At 40.0% G+C, this 22,850-nt stretch carries 22 protein-coding genes; 14 read left to right on the top strand and 8 right to left on the bottom strand.

Going from position 1 to position 22,850, the window contains the following annotated elements:
* Window positions 1-14: 14 nt before the first annotated feature.
* Window positions 15-1,274: an ATP-grasp domain-containing protein gene (locus tag BMZ58_RS08130; RefSeq protein WP_083412623.1), complete on the bottom strand. Its 1,260-nt coding sequence runs from the start codon at window positions 1,272-1,274 to the stop codon at window positions 15-17.
* 302 nt (window positions 1,275-1,576) lie between these two features.
* Here BMZ58_RS08130 and BMZ58_RS08125 point away from each other — a divergent pair, with 302 nt between their 5' ends.
* Window positions 1,577-2,020: a YkvA family protein gene (locus BMZ58_RS08125; RefSeq protein WP_075036061.1), complete on the top strand. Its 444-nt coding sequence runs from the start codon at window positions 1,577-1,579 to the stop codon at window positions 2,018-2,020.
* 94 nt (window positions 2,021-2,114) lie between these two features.
* A complete protein-coding gene (locus tag BMZ58_RS08120; protein WP_075036060.1) occupies window positions 2,115-4,307 on the top strand; it encodes a Z1 domain-containing protein in 2,193 nt (730 codons plus the stop codon).
* Between the two features lie 381 nt (window positions 4,308-4,688).
* On the opposite strand, the gene BMZ58_RS08115 is transcribed toward BMZ58_RS08120, so the two are convergent.
* Complete coding sequence (locus BMZ58_RS08115) at window positions 4,689-4,955, bottom strand: hypothetical protein (protein ID WP_075036059.1); 267 nt, start codon at window positions 4,953-4,955, stop codon at window positions 4,689-4,691.
* Between the two features lie 221 nt (window positions 4,956-5,176).
* Between BMZ58_RS08115 and BMZ58_RS08110 the strand changes: the two genes are divergently transcribed.
* From BMZ58_RS08110 to BMZ58_RS08100, 4 genes are all read left to right on the top strand, one after another.
* Window positions 5,177-6,196 carry a MerR family transcriptional regulator gene (locus BMZ58_RS08110; RefSeq protein ID WP_075036058.1) on the top strand — a complete coding sequence of 340 codons (1,020 nt, stop codon included), beginning with the start codon at window positions 5,177-5,179 and terminating at the stop codon, window positions 6,194-6,196.
* 43 nt (window positions 6,197-6,239) lie between these two features.
* Complete coding sequence (locus tag BMZ58_RS21685) at window positions 6,240-6,392, top strand: NUDIX hydrolase (RefSeq protein WP_341864770.1); 153 nt, start codon at window positions 6,240-6,242, stop codon at window positions 6,390-6,392.
* Window positions 6,368-6,709: an NUDIX domain-containing protein gene (locus BMZ58_RS08105; protein WP_341864769.1), complete on the top strand. Its 342-nt coding sequence runs from the start codon at window positions 6,368-6,370 to the stop codon at window positions 6,707-6,709. Before BMZ58_RS21685 ends, BMZ58_RS08105 begins: the two co-directional genes overlap by 25 nt.
* A 193-nt stretch (window positions 6,710-6,902) precedes the next feature.
* Window positions 6,903-7,679: a SurA N-terminal domain-containing protein gene (locus BMZ58_RS08100; RefSeq protein WP_075036057.1), complete on the top strand. Its 777-nt coding sequence runs from the start codon at window positions 6,903-6,905 to the stop codon at window positions 7,677-7,679.
* A gap of 298 nt (window positions 7,680-7,977) precedes the next feature.
* Here BMZ58_RS08100 and BMZ58_RS08095 read toward each other — a convergent pair whose 3' ends face one another.
* The gene (locus BMZ58_RS08095; protein WP_075036056.1) at window positions 7,978-9,621 is read right to left on the bottom strand and encodes a DUF2207 domain-containing protein; all 1,644 of its coding nucleotides are present in this window, start codon (window positions 9,619-9,621) and stop codon (window positions 7,978-7,980) included.
* Window positions 9,622-10,143: 522 nt separating this feature from the next.
* On the opposite strand from BMZ58_RS08095, the gene BMZ58_RS08090 reads away from it, so the two are divergent.
* Together BMZ58_RS08090 and BMZ58_RS08085 are read left to right on the top strand one after the other, a co-directional pair.
* Window positions 10,144-10,515 carry a YbaN family protein gene (locus tag BMZ58_RS08090; protein WP_075036055.1) on the top strand — a complete coding sequence of 124 codons (372 nt, stop codon included), beginning with the start codon at window positions 10,144-10,146 and terminating at the stop codon, window positions 10,513-10,515.
* Between the two features lie 233 nt (window positions 10,516-10,748).
* Window positions 10,749-11,969, top strand: a complete 1,221-nt coding sequence (locus BMZ58_RS08085) for a hemolysin family protein (RefSeq protein WP_075036054.1) — start codon at window positions 10,749-10,751, stop codon at window positions 11,967-11,969.
* 56 nt (window positions 11,970-12,025) lie between these two features.
* Here the strand turns inward: BMZ58_RS08085 and BMZ58_RS08080 are convergent, their stop codons facing one another.
* From BMZ58_RS08080 to BMZ58_RS08070, 3 genes are all read right to left on the bottom strand, one after another.
* Complete coding sequence (locus tag BMZ58_RS08080) at window positions 12,026-13,123, bottom strand: oxidoreductase (protein ID WP_075036053.1); 1,098 nt, start codon at window positions 13,121-13,123, stop codon at window positions 12,026-12,028.
* A gap of 883 nt (window positions 13,124-14,006) precedes the next feature.
* A complete protein-coding gene (locus tag BMZ58_RS08075) occupies window positions 14,007-14,408 on the bottom strand; it encodes a M67 family metallopeptidase (protein WP_075036052.1) in 402 nt (133 codons plus the stop codon).
* A gap of 12 nt (window positions 14,409-14,420) precedes the next feature.
* Complete coding sequence (locus tag BMZ58_RS08070; RefSeq protein WP_075036051.1) at window positions 14,421-15,644, bottom strand: hypothetical protein; 1,224 nt, start codon at window positions 15,642-15,644, stop codon at window positions 14,421-14,423.
* A gap of 317 nt (window positions 15,645-15,961) precedes the next feature.
* On the opposite strand from BMZ58_RS08070, the gene BMZ58_RS08065 reads away from it, so the two are divergent.
* The 4 genes from BMZ58_RS08065 to BMZ58_RS08050 all read left to right on the top strand — a co-directional run bounded on the left by BMZ58_RS08065 (window position 15,962) and on the right by BMZ58_RS08050 (window position 18,786).
* The gene (locus BMZ58_RS08065; protein ID WP_075036050.1) at window positions 15,962-16,642 is read left to right on the top strand and encodes a BMQ_0737 family morphogenetic spore coat protein; all 681 of its coding nucleotides are present in this window, start codon (window positions 15,962-15,964) and stop codon (window positions 16,640-16,642) included.
* 62 nt (window positions 16,643-16,704) lie between these two features.
* Window positions 16,705-17,274, top strand: a complete 570-nt coding sequence (locus BMZ58_RS08060; RefSeq protein WP_075036049.1) for a hypothetical protein — start codon at window positions 16,705-16,707, stop codon at window positions 17,272-17,274.
* Window positions 17,267-17,548, top strand: coding sequence for a hypothetical protein (locus BMZ58_RS08055; protein ID WP_075036048.1), 282 nt, complete (start codon window positions 17,267-17,269; stop codon window positions 17,546-17,548). The genes BMZ58_RS08060 and BMZ58_RS08055 overlap by 8 nt, the downstream gene beginning before the upstream one ends.
* Before the next feature lie 56 nt (window positions 17,549-17,604).
* On the top strand, window positions 17,605-18,786 hold the full coding sequence (locus tag BMZ58_RS08050) for a coiled-coil domain-containing protein (protein ID WP_075036047.1): 1,182 nt from the start codon (window positions 17,605-17,607) through the stop codon (window positions 18,784-18,786).
* 119 nt (window positions 18,787-18,905) lie between these two features.
* Here the strand turns inward: BMZ58_RS08050 and BMZ58_RS08045 are convergent, their stop codons facing one another.
* On the bottom strand, window positions 18,906-19,169 hold the full coding sequence (locus tag BMZ58_RS08045; protein WP_075036046.1) for a hypothetical protein: 264 nt from the start codon (window positions 19,167-19,169) through the stop codon (window positions 18,906-18,908).
* 219 nt (window positions 19,170-19,388) lie between these two features.
* Complete coding sequence (locus tag BMZ58_RS08040; protein WP_075036286.1) at window positions 19,389-20,168, bottom strand: CAP domain-containing protein; 780 nt, start codon at window positions 20,166-20,168, stop codon at window positions 19,389-19,391.
* Between the two features lie 409 nt (window positions 20,169-20,577).
* Between BMZ58_RS08040 and BMZ58_RS08035 the strand changes: the two genes are divergently transcribed.
* Window positions 20,578-21,933 carry a hypothetical protein gene (locus BMZ58_RS08035; RefSeq protein WP_139207313.1) on the top strand — a complete coding sequence of 452 codons (1,356 nt, stop codon included), beginning with the start codon at window positions 20,578-20,580 and terminating at the stop codon, window positions 21,931-21,933.
* A gap of 95 nt (window positions 21,934-22,028) precedes the next feature.
* On the top strand, window positions 22,029-22,838 hold the full coding sequence (locus tag BMZ58_RS08030; protein WP_075036044.1) for an ion transporter: 810 nt from the start codon (window positions 22,029-22,031) through the stop codon (window positions 22,836-22,838).
* Window positions 22,839-22,850 lie beyond the last annotated feature (12 nt).

Here is a 22,850-nt window from a genome sequence, read left to right as displayed (position 1 = left end):
TCTATCGCTTGTGCTTATACATAGAAATTGTATTGCTCGTACGTTTTAAGCAAATCAGTCATTTCTTCACTGTCACGGCCATAGAAAAAGATGGTGCCATAGTGGTTGCCGAATCCGACACGTTCAGCTACTTTCCCTTGCGGAGGGGTGAACATATCGTGTTTTTCGAAATAAGGGTGATCTTCGAGTTCTTCCGGGACCTTTAAATCTTCTACATAATCAACATGCGGATGGACCATCAGGCAACCGGCATAGTTTTGATAATCATATGGATCCGGGAACAACTCTTGGATTTCTTCTTCTGTCGTATTGGGATCGCTGCAAAGGATTTGTGCTTCATACGCACTAAACCCATAGGCGCGTTCAATCAGTTCGAAAATGTGCCCACCAGGTACTCGGGCAGCAACTTCCCCAAAGTGAAGCGTCCCGTCCTGGGTAATGAAATATTCTGGATGAATGACTCCGTACTCGATTTCAAAGGCATCGACAAGCTGCTGCACAGCACGTTCAATCAGTGGCCTTTTTTCTTCAAGGGCAGGAGAGGCAGGTACGAAGTTTGAGTATCCCAATTTGACGTATTCAGTAATATTAAGAAAACGAACTTTCCCTTTATGGATGAATGCTTCACAGGAAAATTCCTGTCCATCCAGATGACTTTCCATCAACAAGGGAAAATCTGTGTCTTGTATTTGTTCGATATCTTCATTGTTATATATGGCTAGGTGACCGACAGAACCGGCTTTATCGAGCGGCTTGACATGAATGGGATCAAGGTGGTCGCCTTCTAATTTCAACAATGCTTCATTCACACGTTTCAAGAAGCGTTCTACATCTTCTTTGTCGTGTGCCTCTTCAAAGACACCGACTTTGATGCCGGAAATTTGTGCTTTTCGTTTCATCATTCCTTTATCACGAAGCAAGAGGGATCGGTTGAAAACACGAGGATCCTCACGGAAACGGGCATTTAACGCACCAGCCCATTCTACACATTCTTCATATAATGGAACGGCAAGTTCTGCACCCATTTCTTTTAATTGTTTGTACAGCTGATCAGATCCTTCATTGAGTTTATTGAAGTCCCAACCTACAAACGGTATATCATGCTTTTCTGCATACGACTCGAATTCTGACGGTCCGACGACGATGAACGGTCGATTCATTCGAGCGGCAGCTTCTATCGCCTGCACACTCCAACCTATTAAAGCGGTATAATACGGTTTTGTTTTTTCGGCTTCATCAACCGTCGTATTCAATTCAAGTTGATCCAGTTCCATTTCGAACCTCTCCTTTGTCAGTGAATATATGAGGATTAAAAACTATGACACTGTTATTTTAAAAGTATCAGAATAGGACGAAAACTGTAAGCGTTATGAAGGCGTTCGACAAAACTAGTGTTTATTTTACAGTTTACTTGCAGGGAGTTCCTCTACGAAGTTCAACCATTCTTAGAAAGTGCCATTATGTGATAAATTTCCCGGGAAATAGGAGAGTTTCTTTTCTGCTTTCCCTTATCAAACGACATTTGGGTTTAAAAAACATATTTTTCGTCAAAAGTACCCAAAAAGGATGGTGTTTTATGACGGAACAGAAGACGTATCAAGATAAATTGAAGAAACTCGATCCGCGAAAAGCGATTGAACGAGGGCGTTCTCATTTTACGGAAAAGGAATATGGAGAGAAACTACGACAATATGGAAGCAAAATCGGAACGAAAATCGTCTATTATAGCTTGTTGCTTTATTATGCATTCAAAAGCCACAACACACCAAAGAAAGCAAAACTGACAATTGCAGGCGCGCTGGGTTACTTGATTTTACCACTAGATGTGATTCCAGATTTCATCCCTGTTGTCGGTTTTGCAGATGATAGTGCCGTTATTATTTACGCAGTCTATCAAGTCCTTTCCCATATTGATGAAGATGTGAAAGGGCAAGCGAAAGCTAAGTTAGTGAAATTTTTTGGAAATGATGTAGATTTAGAAAAACTGGAAGACCCTACAGAGGAAAGGAGCAAGGTGTAAGGAAAATGGTCTGGTCATAGGAGATGATCAGGCTTTTTTTATTTCTGTAAATTGATGTATAATAGGTGTGTTTTGTGAAAAAGGAGAAATGTCTATGCCTACAGCAATGGAGAACATAACAACAAAGGGGGCTTTTTTTCAGCATTTAAATCAAAAAAACCAATATAAACAACCCGCACGAGAATGTATGTTTCGGACGATGACTAAACTACAGGATATGGAGACTTCTGAGCATAGACCCGGAATGTTGCTAGGGAAAATTCAATCAGGAAAGACGCGGACATTCATTGGTGTGATGGGATTGGCTTACGATAACGGCTTCGATATGGTTGTTTTATTGACCAAAGGGACAAATGCCTTAGTAAAGCAAACGTACGCAAGGTTACAAGAAGAGTTTGAACCACTGATTGAGCATGATGCCATCAGAGTCTATGATATTATGACAATGCCTGACAATCTTAGAAAATATGAAACATCACAAAAGCTAGCTTTAATTGTTAAAAAAGAGACCAATAATCTCGACCGCCTTCGAGAGGCTTTTCAAGAGAAGTATCCACAGTGGAAGGATAAACGTGTGTTATTTATCGATGATGAAGCGGACTTTGCTAGTGTGGCATACGAATATAAGCGGGAGCAGAATGTGAAGCATATGCGTGTCATCGCATCAAAAATCAACCACTTTCGTGAGGTGCTCCATCGTTCCGCTTTTTTACAGGTGACAGCGACTCCGTATTCCCTGTATTTGCAACCTGAAGATATGACCATCCATGAAGGGAAAGTGTTCGAACCTATTCGCCCTGCATTTACAGAACTTGTCCCTGTCCATGATCGTTATATTGGGGGAAACGTGTATTTTGATAAAAGTGAGATCGAGGGTCATCTTGCTTCTTATTTTTTTCACGAGGTGGAGGAGAAAGAGCTTGAGGTAATGAAAAAGATGGATGGACGGCGGGTGAAGATGGACCGTCTGCTTAACCAGAAAAATATTGCAAACATCCGGAAGGCGATCGTCAATTTCATTGTGGGTGCATGTATTCGTAGATATCAACAACGAGCCAAAGGGCGTCGGGAGCAGAAATATTCCTTCATCATTCATACAGAGCGTGGAAAGAGTGCTCATGCTTGGCAAGCAGAACTTATCCAGGGGTTCGAGCGTTTACTGACTGAAGCGGCACGAAACGAGACAGATGATTTCTGTGAACTGATTAAAGAATCCTACCACGATCTTATCCGGTCTGTTCGTACATTGAAAAAAACACCTGCCCCGAAATTTGATGAAGTATATAAAGAGGTACGGTATTCGCTGGATGAAGAGTATATGGTTAGCAGCATTGTAAATTCCGAAAAAGATGTGAATGAACTGCTGGATTACAAAGGAGAATTGCAGTTGCGTGCGCCGATGAATATTTTTATCGGAGGTCAAATTCTCGATCGTGGGGTAACGATTCACAATTTAATCGGCTTTTTTTATGGAAGAAACCCGAAGTCTTTCCAACAAGACACGGTCCTTCAACATTCGCGGATGTACGGAGCAAGACCTGTCGCAGATCTTGCAGTGACTCGTTTTTATACAACGGCAAAGATCTATCAAGTGATGAAACGGATTCATGAATTTGACCGGGAACTACGCCGAGCCTTTGAACGTGGCGGCCATCACCGTGGTGTCGTATTCATTCAACGAGATTCGGGGGACTCTATCCTTCCATGCAGCCCGAACAAAATTTTGCTTTCAAGCCTAACCATGCTCAAACCTCATAAACGAATGTTACCAGTCGGGTTCCAGACAGGATATAAGACACATATTCATAAGACGGTCCGTGAAATTGACTGTATAGTTGAACAAGTACAAAGAAAAGCAGTGGAGTCAAAAGAAGGGGCAGTGTTAATTCCTTTATCAGTGGCTAAGCAGCTCCTGAAGCTTGTGCACCAAACGTTAGAGATGGAGGAAGGATACGATTTCCAGCTTGATGAATACGAAGGGGTTCTCAATTATTTGAGTTCACAATCCGATGAAGGTGCTTACGTTTGGCTGTTCATAAGGCACAAACGTCAGATACGGCGTTTTAAAAAAGATGGTAAATATGAAAATTCCCCGGACACTCCTGGTAAAGGAACTGGGGAATTGACGCTAGCCAGGAAGGTAGCACAAACTTTTCCCGCCTTAATCATGCTTCGTCAAGAAGGAAAGAAAGAGCATGGGTGGCGCGGGTCACCATTCTGGTGGCCTGTATTAGTCGCACAAGCAGAAATGTCCCCAACGGTTTACGCGAATAAAAGTGTTCAATAGAAGGACTTCTTATGGAGTGCAGATTTTTCTTTAGGGAAAGATTTCCCTTTTTCTTCACATCCTATTAATTTGGATAAGGTAGATTAAAAGAGATAGGAGTTTTTATAAAAAGACTCGGTGGTAAACCTTTTTCCGTATTCCATCGGTATGGTGCGAGGTGGAAAGAATAATGAGTGTGGACCTTCCCTATGGCAAGGTGGGGGAGCGTAGCTTGAGAAGGTTCAGCAAACGCCCGCGGAAATCGCCGTTGTAGACATGACTGGATAAGCAGAATATCCCCTCTCTTTAAAACATTAGTACCGTGAATTCTGGGTAACTCATACATTGAATAACAGCTTATCCAAAGAAAAAGGACCTGCATCGAGGTCCTTTTTCTTTTTATTATTTTGTTGTTTTTTCAATGGGTTCATCGAATAAGTCCGTGAATTTGGCGACGTTCTCGTAACTAAATTCAAACGCCATCCTCACTTCACCGAAGCCCGGTTGATAAATATATCCCTGGACCTCATACGTGCTTGCATTTTCCCTGACTTTAGTAAGGTGGAAATATCGCTGGATGAATTGTGCCATTTCCTCCAACTTTCTGTTCCGTACCTTTATCCATTGCCCTTTCAATTCTTCTGTGGGAAAATCAGTTTCCTTTAACATTTGCTCACTCCTCTACGGATATCAAAGCTATCAAACTGTTTGTTACCATTATACTATAAAAGCTACCCATTATTTTCAACTACTAACCGGAAATAAAAAAACATTCACCTTAAAGTCTTTAAAACTTATGTCTTCCACTTAAAAATTATAAGTCTATTTCAAAAATAACTTTACTTTTACGTTACGTCAACGTTTAAAGTGGACTTAGGAGAGGTGATTCGATGAGAATTAAAGAAGTGGCAAACCGATTGGGCACGACAACAAGGACCATTCGCTTTTATGAAGAAAAAGGGTTAGTCAAACCAGAAAAAGGTGCAAATGATTACAGAAATTATAAGGAAGAAGATGTAAAAGAGCTAAAAGGAATATTGGCTTTGAGGGAAGTAGGAATGTCGACGGTGCAAATCAAAAAGTTTTTAAAAGGAGAAGTCGATCAATTTTCTTTTCTTGATATGCAGAGATCTGTTTTATATGAAGAAATGATTCAAATCAGAGACATGATTGGCGTATTGGATAAGATGATGGAGGGAGACTTGACCGGCTCCGAAGACACTATGGAGCTTGCACAAAAGTTGAAGGAAATCAAACAGATGCGAAAGAATTGGAAAGATCGCTGGGACTTTGATGCTCAAGCGGAGCAATACGATGAAAATATTAAAACAACAGGCTATGGCTTTAATGTCCATCAGCAGTATGAGGAAGCATTGACAAGGGTCAGAGATTGTATTAATCCACTACGTCATGAGCTAGGACTGGATATTGGAGTTGGAACTGGGAATTTGGCGGAGCTCTTTTTAGATAGAGGTACACAGATGATCGGGGTGGATCAATCAGAAAGAATGCTGCGCGTCTGTCTAAATAAGCATCCCAATATCGATGCTAGACGGGGTCATTTTTTGTCATTGCCTGTAAGTGATAAGGGCGTTGATTTTGTTGTATCTAGTTATGCTCTCCACCACCTTACTGATGAAGAAAAAGAACTCGCACTGGCGGAAATGGATCGCGTCCTAATAAATGGAGGCCGGCTTGCGATTGCTGATTTGATGTTCGAAAATCAAGCCACGAAAAAATCTATTTTGCAACAATACTTAGATGAGGGAAATGATGAAGCCATTGATGCGATAAATGATGAGTATTATGCTGATCGATCCAGGTTAGTGTCTTGGCTGATTGATCGCGATTACAGGGTGGAAACCCATCAATTCAACCGCATCCTCCACCTTGTCTTTGCTTCGAAATAGGCAACAGATTTATACTATAAGATTGAAGTAGGGAGGTGGGAGAATGACCGGATATATTGAAAGGATGCGTGAAATGGTTGGTACTGAAACTTTGCTGACTGTTGGATGTGGAGCGATTATGGAAGATGAGTATGGCAGAATCCTTTTACAAAAAAGAACAGATCGTGGTACATGGGGCATTCCCGGGGGCTATTAGAGATTGGGGATACATTCGAATCTACAGTGAAGAGAGAGGTAGAAGAAGAGACGGGGTTAATGCTTCGGGATTTGCAGCTTTTCGGTATTTATTCAGGGGAGAAAGGTTATGCTACCTACGAAAATGGTGATCGAGTATTCAGTCTCCAAATTATTTTTTGCACCAAAGGATTCGAAGGGAAGCTAACTATCAATCATGAGAGTCAAAAACAACGGTTTTTCAGTAAAGAAGAAATATTTGAAGAGAAGCTGAATCCGCATCAAGCCCCTTTTATCAAGGATTGGATCAGTGGTTCAGCGCCGCCATTCATTAGGTGAATAATTCTTCAGATACTTTCCACAAATTTTCCACATTTTCTGTTTTTCTCTCTAAACACAATTAAAAATGCTGTCATGACGGGGGTTATGATATATTCTTCTTTTGATTCCTGTCTTCTTGCAGGGGGAGGGAGTGTTTACAGAATAGGGGACCGTGTTACAATGGCTAACACAACGATGAATAAAAGGAGAAATGACATTGAATAAAAAATGGTTATTAAGTTTAGTATTTGTGGCGTTTGTTTCTTTGCTAGCTGCCTGTAATGGTGATGAAGGAGCATCAGAAGATCAAGAAGGGAAAGCAAAACAAGAGGAAACAGAAAAAGAGAAATCTGAATCTGGTGATCAAAAAGAAGCACCTAAGCCGGATCTTAAAGGCGTACCAGATGTCGTAGCAAAAGTAAATGGTACAGAAATTAAAAAAGAAGAGTTTGAAAAGACGTATCAGGGCCAATTCCAACAAGCAGCTATGCAGTCACAAATGAGTGGTCAAGAACTGGACCAAGATCAATTGAAACAGCAGGTAGCAGAAAATTTAGTTGGTCAGGAATTGCTGATGCAAGAAGCAGAAAAGCGCGAATATAAAGCTTCTGAAGAAGAAGTTAACAAAATGCTGGAAGACCTAGCAAAGCAACAGCAGGCAGGTTCAGCGGAAGAATTCCTTACTGCTTTGGAAGAACAAGGCATGGGTGAAGAAGAAGTGCGAAGCCAACTGCAATCTCAAATTAAAATCGATAAGCTTGTAGCAGAGGAAGCTGGAGATGTCCAACCTTCTGAAGAAGAGATGAAAGAAGCTTACGATAAAATGAAAGAACAACAAAAACAAATGGACACAGAGCAAGAAGTACCATCTTTCGAAGAGGCTAAACCAACAATTGAACAACAGTTGACTCGTCAGAAAGAAGGCCAAGCTACGCAAAAGCTTGTTGATAGCCTGCGCGAAGAAGCAGACGTAACCGTTAATCTATAAAGCATTATTTAAACCAGACCTTCATTCGGAGGTCTGGCTTTTTTTAGTATGTTATTTCCTCAAATTGTAAGACCTGGTCACCCATAAAATGGGTGACCAGGTCTTACAATTTATGGTAAATTATTTTTATTTTTTGCTATGAACAACAAAAACGTCACTACCTAATCAAGGTAGTGACGTTTTTAATAATGTTCAGTTCTACTGAATTCAAGGAGCTTGGTGTCTTGTATCGGGATTCTCTGTTCCAACAAATGTCATGGTATAGTTTAATGTAGGGAATGGCAAGCTTCTCTAATTATTAGAAGGCACCAGATCCGCCACCGCCTCCCCCTACACCAGCACCGCCACCACTCACTCCGCCTGAAGAGGCAGAAACAGTTGCATGCTTATCTGCTGATTGAAAGCTTTCTTGTATGGAAGCCCCGAGAATGAGGAACATCATCCAATCCCCGTTAGATGGGGCCAGGGAAGGGGAGGTGGTTTTTAAAAGATCACGTTTTCCCATCCCGATCTGGTACAACAGGGCAGGAACTTGGTCTTCTTCTTCCCACGATTTCCAATCATCACTGATCTTTATTGGATATAATTGTTCTTTAATCATACGACCTTTCTCATTCAACGGACGGTAAGCGATACTGAATCCGGTAAAAAATAAAAAGAGTGAAATGGATACGAACATCCATAAAAATAAGTCGTAATAAGGAAACAGAAAGATAAATGGAAGAGTTACTAGTGCCGCTATTGCAGCAGTAAACCGGGGCACTGGTGCGTTTTCTACTAAAGTATATTGTTGAAGTTCCTGTTTCACTTCTTCTTTCCATGCGTTTATCCTTAATTGGTATTTTTCATGATTACTTTTATCTTCAGCATAAGTTTCAACGTCTTCAAGGTGAAGTGTATCACTAGAAGCTATCTCATCAAAAAGCCATGTGATCAGACGGTGTTCGTGCTTATAGTCTGTATCCCGGTGGACCAGTTTAAATTCTTCTTCTGTCACCTTTTCAATGTTACCTTTAAGCACAAGGTCTAATAGAGATGCGGTCAAAGCAGAAGTCGGCAGATGACCATGGTTGGTGAATGACATCATCGCTGGTAGACTCATCTTTTCTTTAGGAAATCCGCTCACACTTCTTCTTCGTCTATCAACTTCCCGTCCTGTTTCACTCCGTTTCCTTGCAGCTGAAATTAAGAGGGTGAGGACAAGGATAAAGAGGGCAGCACTGAAGTATAAAGCAAAGTTTCCCCACCGTTCACTCGTCTCTGCGCGTGCGGCTATAATTTCGTCCATTTGCTTTTTGTCTGCTTGAATTTCTTCTAACATCGGTTCAAAGCTTTTAACAGGAGCGTTAGAGAAAAGCGCAGCATCGTATGCTGCACGAATATCTCCATTCTCTCCACTGTCCACTGTTCCTAAGTGAAAAACGACCTTGCCGTCCTCAGTCGTTGAAACAGTCTCATAGGCTGCATCAAAACCATAAGCGGCCTTTATATCCGCAGGCTCGGGTGGCTCTATGGTAATCGTCATATTTTGGTAAGAGGATTCATTACTTTCATCAAAAAATGGCCAATAAAACTGTCCAACATCTTCAAATACTTCTACACCATTCTGTATTGTGTAAAACAGCTCAATGGTGATGGATTCATCTGAACCACTACGGTGGATTTTATACAAATTCTCTTCTTGTTCAACGGGAAGCTCTGTTCCATTTTCCGAAGCATGCACATTTGTAATTGCTGACTTTTCTTTCGGAATCAGCGTTCTGGTAATCCCATTGAATTCTCCGTCGAATTTGTAGGTATGGGTCTCTTTCACTTCGACATTTCCGTCTGAAAGGAGCTTAGCATGGATATCTGTATCCGCAATCGTGAATTCAACCGCAAAAGCCTGAGTCGGGAAGAAGACAAGGAGGATGAACAGAAAAGCGCCTAACCTTTTTTTCATTAACGTCACCTGCTTTCCCTTTTATCTACGTTCGAAATCGAAAAAAGGTTTCAAAACAGTCGACCCTTAGGACCCGGGGGGATACTAAGGCACCAACTGGGATCCGGAGGATAAAGAGGCAAGTAAGTAATACAAGGGATGATCAGGCTGGAAAAGTACTGGATTAACAGGTCGCTAATGGCAAGCCCACACGATCAGTAAGAAAGGGATTTTTTGCTCACTCGCACACGATATTAAACTTCTCTGCCGCCCTTAGTAAGTCATCCACCAGTGCACGAGACAGTTTTGGTAAAATACAAATAGTTATACATTTGGACCCGCTGTTTTATAACCATTTAAAAGGCATGGAAAGCTCGTAAATAGTAGAAGGAAGACCATGAAAAGGCGGATCGACATTAAACATTTCCTTATATCAGGATGTTTCTGGAATGTGTATTAGAACATAGGGGAATTACTACGAGGATATAGAAAGATGTTATTTTCCCTGATTAAATGTACATAATAGGAGTTTGGAGGTTGGTGATGAAAACATTGAAAAAAGCATTGCTCATAGTCGTCGGTTGGTTATCCTTTGCAATAGGAGTAGCCGGGATTGTCCTTCCTCTAATTCCGACAACACCGCTTCTTCTGTTAGCGGCTGCTTGTTTTATCCGTAGTTCTAACCGTATGTATAATTGGTTGCTATCAAACAAGTATTTCGGCAAATACATTCGTTATTACCGTGAGCACCGGGGAATTCCACTGAGAGCCAAATGGATGGGAATCAGTTTACTGTGGATCTCTATTTTATCTTCGGCAATTTTCTTCGTTCCATTGTTATTCGTTAAGATCCTTATGATTGGCGTAGCTAGTTATTTCACTTGGTTTATATTAAAATTGAATACGATTCGCTGAAAACGAACACACGTTTCATGTAATATACTCTACGTAAAAAAGTGCCCGATACTAATAACCTCCCCTTACCTCTCCGCCTTAGCTAATAGAAACGGTAAGATGAAGGTGCAGAGAACTAGGACATTATCCTGCCAAAATCCTTCATGTTACAAAAGGAGTAGGAAAGGGTACAATCATTCTACAAATAGACTGGCAAAAAACATTGACATACATAATCAAGGAGGAATTCACTCGTGATCATTGCGATCATTTTACTATTGTTTGTTTCGCTTTTCTTTTCCGGAAGTGAAACGGCGCTAACAGCAGCTAATAAAATGAAACTTCAATCTAAAGCTAAAAAAGATGATAAAAAGGCGGAAAAACTATTAATTTTAATATCAAAGCCTAGCGAATTCATTACTACGATTTTGATTGGTAACAATATCGCAAACATTTTATTACCGACATTAGTGACTACATTGGCTATACAATATGGATTCAGTGTTGGAATTGCTTCTGCTGTATTAACGGTGATGATCATCATCTTTTCAGAAGTTATTCCGAAGTCTGTCGCGGCTGCCTTTCCTGACCGGATTGCGATGGCAGTCTCCCCAGTCATTCGTTTTTTTGTTTTTATTTTCAAGCCGATCACTGTCGTATTGAACTGGTTGACTGGCTTTATTACGAGGGCTTTAGCTAAAGGGCAGTCCTATGAAACGTCCATCTCTAAAGAAGAACTGCGGACAATGGTCGATATCGCGGATTCAGAAGGGACTTTCAATGAAGCAGAATCCCATCGAATCAAAGGGGTACTAGACTTTTATAACTTGAATGTGAAAGACGTTCTAAAAACACCAAGAGTGGATGTAATCGCTATTGATAGTGAAGCAACATTTGAAGAAGTCCGTGATATGGTCATTCAACACCCGTTTACAAGATATCCAGTTTACGGAAAAGATATGGATGATATCATTTCTGTTTTTCACTCCAAGTATTTGATCTCCTGGGCTATGGAACCTGAAAAACCTCTGGAGAATTATACGTACAAAGACCCTTTAGTTGTCTATGAATTTCATAAAATTGAATGGGTCTTCCGAAAAATGACAAAAGAGAAAAAGCACATGGCGATCGTTCTTGATGAATATGGCGGCACAGAAGGGGTACTGACTCACGAGGATGTTATTGAAGCAATGATCGGATTAGAAATTGAAGACGAAATGGACATAGAGAGTGATTCGATTATTGAAAAAGTATCGGAGACAGAATTGATTTGTGATGGAAAAATCACATTACGCCGATTGAATTCTATTTTTGACACAGAAATTCCAGAAGAAGAGGATGTTCTAGCTGGATATTTATTAAAAGAGTTCAATGAATTCCCGAAGGAAGGGGATGTACTGGAGCGTAATAATTTGACCTTCAAGGTACTGGAAATAGAGGGACGCATGCTCCGGAAAGTCCAAATCATAAAGTAGGTTAGTAAAAAGACCAGAGTGCTGTTCCCATGCACTCGGGTCTTTGGCTCTCTTGTTTATTTTTTAACCGGAGCATTCAACTCATGATCTTTCACTTCTGCTTGAGGCAGTAATGTTTTTTCAAAATCGAATGCGTTCAGTTCTTCGCCATCTCTTACTTTGTGGGGTAAGTCCGGGTTCGCTAAAGCCCCGGTTCCGATTGCAATGAGATCTGCTTGCCCGGAATCGAGAAGACCTTCTGCTTTGTCCCGATCTTGCAATTGTCCATTGGCAATGACAGTAATCCCGCCATAAGTCTTTGCTGCGCCGGTAAGTGTTTTGGATCCCTCACCAAAGGAAGGAGCCGTCGCATCACCGTCTGTAACGTGGATGTAATCTAGTCCTGTCTTTCCTAAAGTACCGAAAATCTCTTCTGCTTCATTTTCGCCACCGGCCCATTTGTGTTCCTGATCGGCAACTTTCCCTTGGGATATACGAATACCAACGATAAAGTCTTCACCGACTTCTGCAATCACTTCGTCGATAACTTCAAGTATAAAGCGCAAGCGGTTTTCAACAGATCCTCCATATTGATCATCGCGCTTGTTCAGGTAATCTGTCAAAAATTGATCCAGCAAATAGCCGTTGGCTCCATGAAGTTCTACTCCATCAAAACCTGCTTCCTTCGCCCGAAGGGCACTGTTGACGAAATCCATTTTTACTTCGAGGAAATCCTGATCATCCATCGCTTTTGGTGTCTGAAATGGTCCAGAACCTCCATAAAAGCCTAACTGTTCCCCTTTTGGAGCAATGGCAGATGGAGCGATGGTTTCATCGGTATAAGCATTTCCCTGGCTTTGCCCACCCGCATGCATCAGTTGGGCAATCATCAGACTTCCTTCTTCATGGACCGCTTCCACGACCGGCTTCCAAGCGTCTGCCTGGATGTCTGTAGCCAATCCAGGTTGATTGTTGTACCCCTGGCTGAAGGATGTATCTGGATAAATCCCTTCTGAAATGATGGTACTAAAGCCACCTTTAGCAAAACGCTGATAATATTTTTTCATCCGATCATTGGCACGGCCGTCTGCTTCTGCACTGATCCGGGTCATCGGTGCAACTACATAACGGTTTTTCAGTTGTTTATTGTCTAATTTATAGGAATCAAAAAGCATGCTGCATCCACCTTTCCTTTCTTTGTCTGTTTCAGCATAAAATTATTTTGTCTCAGTTTCAAAGTAATTGCTCACTTACTCCTTAAAATAGAGTACCCATCCGATGGATTTCTATAAACCTGCACCCATGTGAGGATAAAAATTAATAGAAATTTTCTTCAGAAATTAAGTTGGTTGTGAAACAGGGAAGGGAAAGGGGATTTCATTACCTTCATAATATGTAAGACAGAGTGCAGAATAAGGCTCGTCCATTAGGATATCCTTGCAAACTATCGCGATAACATCGATTTTTCCAACGGGTGAATTTCACTGAGGACAATTGAAGATATCAAGAAGGTGATGTATTGTGCGGAAACAATACCAGCCCATTTGAGAAGAACTTAACAGTAGAAGGCTGATATAAAAATCACCCCCATCCATCTGGATTAAGGGGTAACTTTATTTATAAAGGAAGGGAGGGCAGCTCGTTTGTTCTTCTGAGGGTTTAACTTTTGATCGTTATCCATCGTTTTTCGTTTATCAGAATCCTGCATTGCCCGTGATTTCCTCCCTTTTCAACCACGTAAATTGACCAATACTATATATTAAAACTCCTCTTGGTTGAATCAGGAGTATATTTATAATTCATATAATAATTTCATTTAAACGATCATTTTTCTCATTCGGAGGTGAGAAAATGTTTAGGATCTCTTTTTACCGCAGCATCCGCCCCGTTTAACGGCACGCTTATTATTAGATGCCGACGTATTAATAACAATCGGTTCATTTGACTTTTTCACTGGACTGAGTCGTCCCTGTTTTTTCACTTCTTTTGCCTTCAAGAATATCTCTCCTTTTCTTTTATAATGTATTATAAGTACTTTTGGTTAAAAGGGAAGGGCTATTAGGAAGTTATGATGGAAAATGGGTATTGTTCATAGGTGGGAGCATTAATAGTGAAGCACCTTACTTCAGGAAGAGTTTTCTTGAACGATACAATAATCATTTTTATGTCTTCATCGGGATGATGGTGAATGTCTGTATAGGAGGGATAAGGTGCTGTCGTAGGGTGTGAGTGATAAATCGCCAACACCTTTTGTCCCCTTGATGCAATTTGTTTTAACGTTTTGCTGACTACCTTCTTACTTACATAATAACGAACTCGAGATTCATTTTCATTCTCAAGTGGCCAGACTGACAAAACATCATTTTGGTCATTTCCAGCGAGCAATCCACATGCTTCATACGGTAATTGTTTGTGTCCGTGATCAATCATTTGATCGTAAAGAGGTTTTGGAATATTCATGTTCATCCCTCTTTAATTCTTCTTTTGAAAAATCGAAAAGAATGAGGGGAATTCCATTTTTTTTGCTGGTTTTTCAATCGCTTCTTTGCTTTCCTCTTCCAATTCATACGCTACCGTGGATTCCGCATCAACCGGGTTTTGGTTTGAATTAATATTTTCCTCTTTTAGAATGGCTTTATTTTCTTTCTCCTGAGCGTTTGTTGAATAAGTCTCCATCGTACTTGTATTCTTATTCTCATTACTTGGTATAACCTCATTTGAGCCCGACTTTTCAGCATCAACATTGTTAGTTTCTTTTAGTGGCTCAGTGGGTTCATCGTCTTTCTTTTGTGAGAAGGTATCTTGGTCCTCGTTCTTCCACTCGACCGTTTCCTTTTCCGATTCCTTGTGCTTTTTGAATTGTACATTGACCTCTTTTTTATCAATAGAGCGGCTTACTGGTTTATCTAATTCCTGGGCGGATTCCTCAACGTTTTTTTTTGAATCCGTTCGGACGACGCTATTTTGATACATTTCCATTTGAGGGTTGATGTATGTGCGATTTTTGCTTGTCGAACCCCTCGATTTTCCAAACTTAGGAATTGGTGGTTCGGTGTGGTTTTTGTTTTTTCGTTGGAAAGTTGGCTGGTTAGGATTGTAGGAACGGTTTTGATTCATTGTCGGGTAATAATCATTTTTTCCAGGATTAAATTGCCTGGATGATTGCAACATATTTTGAAGTTTCCGGAAATCGGATGTTTTTGATGAAGTTTTTTGCCCCTGCTGTATATACGCTTCCTGAGCAGTCGCTTGCTGGTGAGTAGAGATCATTTCCTTTTTTAATTTTGCGAGTTCTTCTTTCAAATAATCGACTTCATATTCCTTTTCATTTTTCACGGGATGCTGTTGTGTGTCTATGATTTGATTCATCTTTCCTATGAGATCGTGGACTTGGAGACGATCCATTTTTTCTTTTATTAAAGCAATATCATTTTTCAAACCACTTACGGTTTCAGTGACAGACTGAATCTGTGCAGACAGTTGTTTTGTCCTTTCTTCAGATCCATAATGATAATCCTCCATTTTTTTCATTACTCCTTCTGAAATAATTTTAAATTCGTATGATTCTGTTTTTGATAGAAGGTAGTCTTCAAGTACGTTTCCTGACTTTATTGAGCGCAACATCCCTTTATAAATATTTAGTTTTTCCTTCATTGCTGTGAGTTCTTCCGTATCATTCAATCTGTATCGGTCCATCACTCATCACCCTTTTGCAGCACATTAATATACTATTGATGATTCACCAATACGTGACAAATGTGCCGGTTTTTAAATCCCTTACTAACAAGTGATCCGTCCATTCCTTTTATTTATCATTCTATGCTTGAACATCTTAAATATTAGACGTTTTCCGGGGGAAGGATTCACAAAAATCCGAGTAATGCATCTAATATAGGTGTTCGCACAAAATGTAAAAAAAAATCAAATATCAGCGATAGTACTAGACCCAACAGTATATCCGTTCATATGCTACGAATGAAAGAAAAAATCTTATTCGGAGGTGTTTGCAAATCATGCAAGCAAAAAATTTAACTGGGGGTCAAGAGCTCCTTTGTATCAACACAGAGAAAGTTTATGATTGGATTATTAATGAGGCATCGTTTGATCTTACTGTCGATGACTTAGAGTTGCCAGTCGGTCCTGATGGCACACCATTAGAGTGTGACGATATTGAAATTGACACGGTAACATGTACAGTAGCACCTACAGAAGATGATCCAATCGAAGTACTAGGGCGCGTAGATCAAGAACTGATGGTAGACGGTACGTTGTTGACACTACAAATTGTCAATATCCGTAAGAATTTCGAGGTAACGATCTTTGTCGATCTTGTACCTGAATTGGGTGGAGGAACAGTTGAAGTAGGAACAGCTACATTTACACGCTGTGAACAAGTGCTTCTTTGTGCACCGGAAGGAACAGATGTCGACGTCACATATACTGATCTTGACTGCTTTGTTTGTACAGCTACTTGTGTAGAAAACGGGACAGAAGCTGATGAACTTGACGTAACTGTTACTGTCCGTCTATGCCAAAGCATCCAATCCACATTTGATGTGACTCTAGAGTTGGTAGCAGACTTCTGTCAGCCAAGAGACATTCTTCCGATCCCACCTTGCCCTGCCCCAACAATCCCGCCACAATGCCCGGTATTGTTCCCTAATGGGGATGACGATAACGGTGATATTGGATAATCAATCGGCATAAGATTTTAGAGAGGATTCTTTCCTCTCTTTATTTTTTTGGAGGTGAAAAAATGGACCCTACCTCAAGGAAATTATTGGAATGGAGAAAGAAGAATATGGATCATATAGAGGAAATAAAAGAAAGGATTTCTCAATTAAAGAAGCAGACAAGAGGATTGAAGGTGATCAGTTTTTTTACATATTCGACTCACTTTTTCTATGATTCCAGCAGTGAAAGTATGATTTTCGGCAGTTACCATGTTCAAAATCTTGGTGATCGGCCTTTTATACAGCCATATATATGTTTGAAAATCTCTCCTGAATCTCCTTTTCATTTTTCAGGAAAGTATGTGTATAAGGATTCCATTCAAAAAATGAAAATGTCAGGGGCTTGGGAACGTTTGAACGAAGCGACAGAAAAAGAAGAATATTGGTTGAGACCTTCTGGTAAAGACAGCATTGAACCTGGTGAGACACTGACTTTTTCCAATTTCCAATTAAAGTGGACATCTGAACAAAAATACGCAGGAAGCATGATGGGATTCACCTATGGAGAGGAAGAAACAAGTGGCATTGCTGCCCTGAATAATATTAATGTTAGTGGGACACCTGTGGGGCGGGAGGAAAAATCTAATGAATGACCGCGAACTTCAACTCTTGTTGAAAAAGTGGCTTAAAGAGTGGATGAGCCAACAAGTAGATGATTTAAAAACGAGTAAGGATCAAAATAATCAGAGTTTCGCTTTTTTAGACGACCGTACACTACAAATGTTGTTGATGATGTTTATGATGAACAAAAACCAGACACAAGAAGGCGATAACAAGATGTCTTCTTCTGAGTCATCAGAGGATTGGGAGCAAGTCATGAAGGAGACCGAACAAGGCTTTAAACAAATTCTTGACCTTTTAGAGTAGATGATTTCTATCGTATTAGATTACGTGGTGGATAATTTGTTTGAGGAGGTTTGGGTATGGAGAAAGATACAATCTTATTACAGCAAAAAATCATCCATTTTAAATCCGAACTAGCCAAATATAAAGAAAAAGTCAAAGACTACCAGGAAAATTACCATTACGCTTTACTAGAAAAGTTGAAAAAGGAAAATGCAAAGTTGTTAGAAGAACAAAACGCATTGAAAAAAGATCGGAATGTGACCTCTCAAGAATTGAATAAGCGCATTCAAGGTTTAGAAGAACAATTGGCGAAGGCAGTTAAGCTTAAGGAAGAGCAGGTACACGAAACAAAACTCTGGAAAGAAAAAGCCAATCAGTATCAAGAAAATTATCAGGATGCTTCTCAAAGGGTCATTGTGCTGCGAAAGGAATCGTCGTATTTGCAGGACCAACTCAAACAAAAACAAGAGGAACTAAAAACAAGAGACGGAGAATTGCAGAACCTTCAACAACAGTCCAACAAAAAAGCAGCAGAATATCAATCATGCATACATGAATATGAAGAAGAATCAGTAAGTTTGAAAAGCCTTATAAATGAACTGGAAGCAACTATCAAGGAATATAAAACTATTAAACAAGAACAAGAGACTCAATTGGAGTATATTAATGAGGGAAAGAAACAATTAGAGCAGAAAAATGAAGAACTCTACCAAAACGTTCAACGTTTGAAAAAACTATTATCAGAAGCAGAAGAGGAATCAAACGAACAAAAAGCATTACAAACAGAAACTATTAAAAATGCAAATGAAGAAATAAATCAACTGAAGCAACGGAATCAAAAGCTAACGAATACCCTTGATGAGTGGAAAGAAAAACAATTAACGTTTCAAAAGCAAGAAAAGGCATGGAGCGAAGAAAAGAAAGCCTTAGAACAGAAACAAGAAGATTTGAAAGAGGAGGTAAAAGAGAAAGTTAATTCACTAACTATTCTTCAGGAAACGAATGAACAACTGAAAAGGCAAAATGAAAAAATCTTAGGGATCTATTCCGAAGGGGATGTAGAGGGGGAGTCGGGCGATCTACTTGCTCTCTTAGATCAACAAATGAAAAATATTCTAGGCCAGACGTTTGAATATGAAGAACAATTGGACTCTAAAATGGTTTTCATGAAGACGCTGGAAGAAAAAATAGAGCAATTAGGGGAAGAAATTTTGCTGATAGAGAAAAATGGTGAGGATGATTCAATTAGTGATGAATAAGAATATGGAGTGAATTTTCGGCTTAACACGCCTTTGTGTAGTTTTTTGTTGCTTAAGTAAATGCTTCTGCTGCTCCAAAATATGATACCGCCCCACCATAGAGGGGCGGTTCTTTTCATTTAAGCAAACTGTTGTAATGCACGATACATTTCCTTACCTTCGTCATTCAACACGTGTCCATTACCGTGGCAACGACCGCATTCCGTACTGTAACTCGTTTCTTCAATCGCTAGCTTCCATGCGTGCGTGTCATTGGCATGATTGGTGCGTTGATAATGATCCATGATCATGTTTGCTTTGCTGTCGTCATATTCCAGGTAGGCACCGTTTCCGTGGCAAAGGGGGCAGACGTTGTAAAGGTGGCTCACTGTTTTTGTATTCAAAAGAACACTTCCTTCTGATTTGATATAGTTAAATTATGATTGATTTTATGGAATATTCAGACTAATTGCAATAGATTTTATACATATAAAAAAGAAAAAAACTTTTCCGTTCACAATTCTGTTACAAACAACCTTTTAGGGTGACCTTTCCCACCAAAGCAGGAAGGAACAAAAAAAGCCACCGGAAATGGGCCCGGTGGCTCATGCTCAAAGCATCTATTATTTACCGATGAACATTTGAGTCCAGTAGTTACCGTTTTCGGCATGACCCACTCCAATGTGTGTGAAGTCAGGGTTCATGATATTTTCGCGGTGCCCTTGACTGTTCATCCAGCCTTCAACAACTTGTTCTGGGGATGTTTGTCCCATCGCGATGTTCTCACCAGCTGTACGGTAGTCTATGCCATAAGAATTCATCATGTCAAATGGAGAACCGTGGTTAGGACTGTTGTGAGAAAAGTAATTGTTTTGTTGCATATCGAGAGACTTGTCTTTCGCTACTGTACTTAGTTCCGTGTCTAATTTCAGTGGCGCTAGTCCTTGTTTTTCACGCTCCTGGTTTGTCAATTCAACGACTTGCTTTTCAAAAGCGGAAACTTCAGAAGTTGCTTGTTCTTGTGTGTTTTCTTCTTGTTGTACTTCCTCATCAGAAGACTGCTCTTGTGTCGGGGCTTGTTCAGCTTCTGGTTGGGGAGCAGGTTCTTCTTGTTTAGGTGTTTCTTTTTCAGGTTGTTCTTGTTTCGGTTGTTCTGGAGCTTTTTGATATTTTTGCACGTATTGATCAATGAAAGATTGGAAGTCTTCTTGCTGAAGGTTATTGCTCTTCAAAGCATTTTCATTTTTACTGATCCAGTCGTTCAATTGCCCGGAATCTATTTGAATAGTTTTTGTTTCTACTTGTACGTTTTGCTGTACTTCTCCTGTTGATGCTAGAGACGTAGCTGGAGAAGCTAGTAAGGATAGGGCAACTGCTCCTGTGATAATCAATGATTTTTTCATCATGTTAAAAATTCCTCCTTGAAACCTTTGTTTTTTGGAACGACTTAATCGTACCATCGGACTCTTGTAACAATGGAGGATATCTTTTCCATGTGATGATGGAGGAAGGAAATAAGTAATGTAAGAACCGACTTTAGTCCCTGAAATAAAAGCACTTTTCTGAAAGAGACTGTTTGCATTGAATTGGAATGAATATCCTACGGAAAAATATTTTGTTAGTTAAATAGGGTTGACAGACTTTTTAACAAGGTATGTTTTTTACGAGTGTGACAGGGCTTTTACAAATATTAGTTTCATATTAAAGCTCTTTCTAGGAAAGGAGTGGCAGATAAGGGTGCTGTGCTTCTTCAGGAATTCTTTTTAAAGACGTTTCCACGTGTGGTATAGTTAAAGAAAGAGGGAGGCTGGTATGATGAAAACGATTCTCTTAAGCAGTTCGCACAAGAAAAACGACCTATGCCTGACACCCGCCCGTGTTGTATTCTATGAACAAATGCAAGTAATAGAAACTTACGATGACCAAGCAGCATGTTATATGCTCTTTTTTTATAAGCAAAAGTTCCTCACAGCTGTGAAAACAAAGCGGATGAAAGTTCATTCCTATCTCGCCCGCTCATTCAGGGAAGGGACCGTTTATGAAGCCCCACATCCATTTTTACAAGCATTGGTTGATTCCAACACCCCACTCCGAAAAATCAGCTACCCTCAGTTGAAAAAGAAAATGGAACGTGATTTTTCCAGACAGGAACAAGCGAAAATCCTCACCTACTTTGAATCATTCATTCCTAAGAAACAATTATTCCAGGATATCAAAGCAATCTTCTATCACTATCGCCGAGAAGGAAGCATGTCCGGAGCTTATCGTATTATCCGGGTTTTAATCGATTTTGCACCGAATAATCGCTTCGTCAAAGAAGTGGCAAACGATTTGTCCTTCAGAAAAATTCAAGGATTATACTTAGAAGAATCAAAAACCATCTTCGAACGTGACTCATTATTTGCAGAAGCGAAAGCAGCCTATGATGACCGCTTGCTTCTCTTGGAAAAAGAAAAACGGTGGATTGAAGTGAGTGCGTACTTAATGGCTGCCCTTTATGATCATCCTACAAGTGAAAGGTATCAAGCGTATAGAAATTTTACACAAAAGTATTTCGATCCGGGCAGTCGCGCTTTGTTACTTGAACAGCTCTCTCGGTCCATTCCTGCTTTGGAAGGAGTGACGGAAGACCTTTTGCAACAGTACTTATTAGATGAAAAGTTGAAAGAGATTGCCTTCCTGTTTAAAGAGCGTGACGTGGTCCTGGATGAGAAGCAGCTAGGCAAGGTGGCTTTGTTGCTTGAGAAAGATGGTTTCCGTACAAATCCAGAACAGTTCTCTCCGATTATGAAGCGGTTGTACTCGGAAAATCCTGATCAAGCAGGAGTACTTTTTGAAAAGTATGTGGCTGGCCTTTTAGAGGTTTTGGAGCTAGAAGATGTACACAATAAACTTCAAGAGTTCCCGCAAAAATCTCCTTTAGCTAGAAAAATAGAGAGAATGAATCAAATTAGAGAGGATCTTGATTGTATGCAGGAACTAGGAGAACTATATTATGAATTCAATCAGTTAGATCGCGCTCTCGAATGCTTTCAAATGGAAATGGAATTGAAACCGAGTGACCCGGAACCTTTACGCTGGTTGTCAAAGGTTTATGCAGATAAACAGATGATACAGGAATCGAAGACTTATCAACAATTGTGTGTCGATGTGCAAAAATGGGCATAACCTCGAAAGCTTTCACTTAATTGTTTTATTGACTATTGGAACTGAATACTATATAAAAGACGAGAGAGAAATAGAACATTATTGAGAGTAAGATAATAGAAAGTGGGGAGAAGGGAATTAAACTGCGCCATTTTGTTGAACATAAAGGTTTTTCGCGATTTATCTTAGCTGTTATTTTGTTTAACGCAGTTCTTATCGGTATCACCACCGATGAAGTGATTTATGAAAACTATCAATCCATATTTATTTTTTTGGATGTATTGATTTTATCGATTTTCACAATTGAAATTATTCTTAAACTAGTAGTCTATCGCCATGAATTCTTCAAAGAAGGATGGAATATTTTTGACTTTGTCATCGTTTTCGGTAGCCTCGTCTTATATAACACTCATTTTGTTGGGGTGTTAAGGATTTTGCGAGTATTACGAGTGCTAAGGACGATTTCCATTGTTCCATCTTTAAAACGTTTGACGAATTCACTATTTTTAGCGATTCCTGCGATTGGATCCGTTACGATTCTCATGGGCATCATTTTTTATGTTTATGCGATTATCGGGACAAGTTTCTTTGGGGACATTTCACCGGAGTATTTCGGGGATGTGGACCTGAGTGTTTTGACTTTATTCCAGGTTTTCACATTAGAAAGTTGGGCAAGTGGCGTTTTTCGCCCTATATTTGCTGAAGTAACCTGGTCCTGGTTATATTTTGTGTCTTTCATTGTTGTATCCACGTTCATCATATTGAATTTGATTGTTGGTGAAATCGTCAATAACGCTCAACAGCTCTCAGAGCATGCCCGACAAGAGAGTGAGGATATGCAAAGGGTTATGAACGATTTGGATGAATTGAAACAAATGATTCGAAAACAAGATCACCAGCATAACAAAAGCAATAAAACAGGTTGAAGGAAAGAAAGA

Origin of the sequence: Halobacillus dabanensis (genome assembly GCF_900114165.1) — a bacterium.
Classification (GTDB): Bacteria; Bacillota; Bacilli; order Bacillales; family Halobacillaceae; genus Halobacillus; species Halobacillus dabanensis.
This window is presented reverse-complemented; position numbering and strand designations above follow the sequence as displayed.

Bases quoted from the DNA above. Each gene is read 5' to 3' on its own strand.
- BMZ58_RS08105 (WP_341864769.1), top strand. From the start codon at position 6,368: ATGGGGCATTCCCGGGGGCTATTAGAGATTGGGGATACATTCGAATCT.
- BMZ58_RS08120 (WP_075036060.1), top strand. From the start codon at position 2,115: ATGCCTACAGCAATGGAGAACATAACAACAAAGGGGGCTTTTTTTCAG.
- BMZ58_RS08115 (WP_075036059.1), bottom strand. From the start codon at position 4,955: ATGTTAAAGGAAACTGATTTTCCCACAGAAGAATTGAAAGGGCAATGG.
- BMZ58_RS08040 (WP_075036286.1), bottom strand. From the start codon at position 20,168: ATGAAAAAATCATTGATTATCACAGGAGCAGTTGCCCTATCCTTACTA.
- BMZ58_RS08110 (WP_075036058.1), top strand. From the start codon at position 5,177: ATGAGAATTAAAGAAGTGGCAAACCGATTGGGCACGACAACAAGGACC.
- BMZ58_RS08100 (WP_075036057.1), top strand. From the start codon at position 6,903: ATGACATTGAATAAAAAATGGTTATTAAGTTTAGTATTTGTGGCGTTT.
- BMZ58_RS08095 (WP_075036056.1), bottom strand. From the start codon at position 9,621: ATGAAAAAAAGGTTAGGCGCTTTTCTGTTCATCCTCCTTGTCTTCTTC.
- BMZ58_RS08055 (WP_075036048.1), top strand. From the start codon at position 17,267: ATGAATGACCGCGAACTTCAACTCTTGTTGAAAAAGTGGCTTAAAGAG.
- BMZ58_RS08130 (WP_083412623.1), bottom strand. From the start codon at position 1,274: ATGGAACTGGATCAACTTGAATTGAATACGACGGTTGATGAAGCCGAA.
- BMZ58_RS08060 (WP_075036049.1), top strand. From the start codon at position 16,705: ATGGACCCTACCTCAAGGAAATTATTGGAATGGAGAAAGAAGAATATG.
- BMZ58_RS08090 (WP_075036055.1), top strand. From the start codon at position 10,144: ATGAAAACATTGAAAAAAGCATTGCTCATAGTCGTCGGTTGGTTATCC.
- BMZ58_RS21685 (WP_341864770.1), top strand. From the start codon at position 6,240: ATGACCGGATATATTGAAAGGATGCGTGAAATGGTTGGTACTGAAACT.
- BMZ58_RS08065 (WP_075036050.1), top strand. From the start codon at position 15,962: ATGCAAGCAAAAAATTTAACTGGGGGTCAAGAGCTCCTTTGTATCAAC.
- BMZ58_RS08075 (WP_075036052.1), bottom strand. From the start codon at position 14,408: ATGAATATTCCAAAACCTCTTTACGATCAAATGATTGATCACGGACAC.
- BMZ58_RS08035 (WP_139207313.1), top strand. From the start codon at position 20,578: ATGATGAAAACGATTCTCTTAAGCAGTTCGCACAAGAAAAACGACCTA.
- BMZ58_RS08070 (WP_075036051.1), bottom strand. From the start codon at position 15,644: ATGGACCGATACAGATTGAATGATACGGAAGAACTCACAGCAATGAAG.
- BMZ58_RS08080 (WP_075036053.1), bottom strand. From the start codon at position 13,123: ATGCTTTTTGATTCCTATAAATTAGACAATAAACAACTGAAAAACCGT.
- BMZ58_RS08050 (WP_075036047.1), top strand. From the start codon at position 17,605: ATGGAGAAAGATACAATCTTATTACAGCAAAAAATCATCCATTTTAAA.
- BMZ58_RS08125 (WP_075036061.1), top strand. From the start codon at position 1,577: ATGACGGAACAGAAGACGTATCAAGATAAATTGAAGAAACTCGATCCG.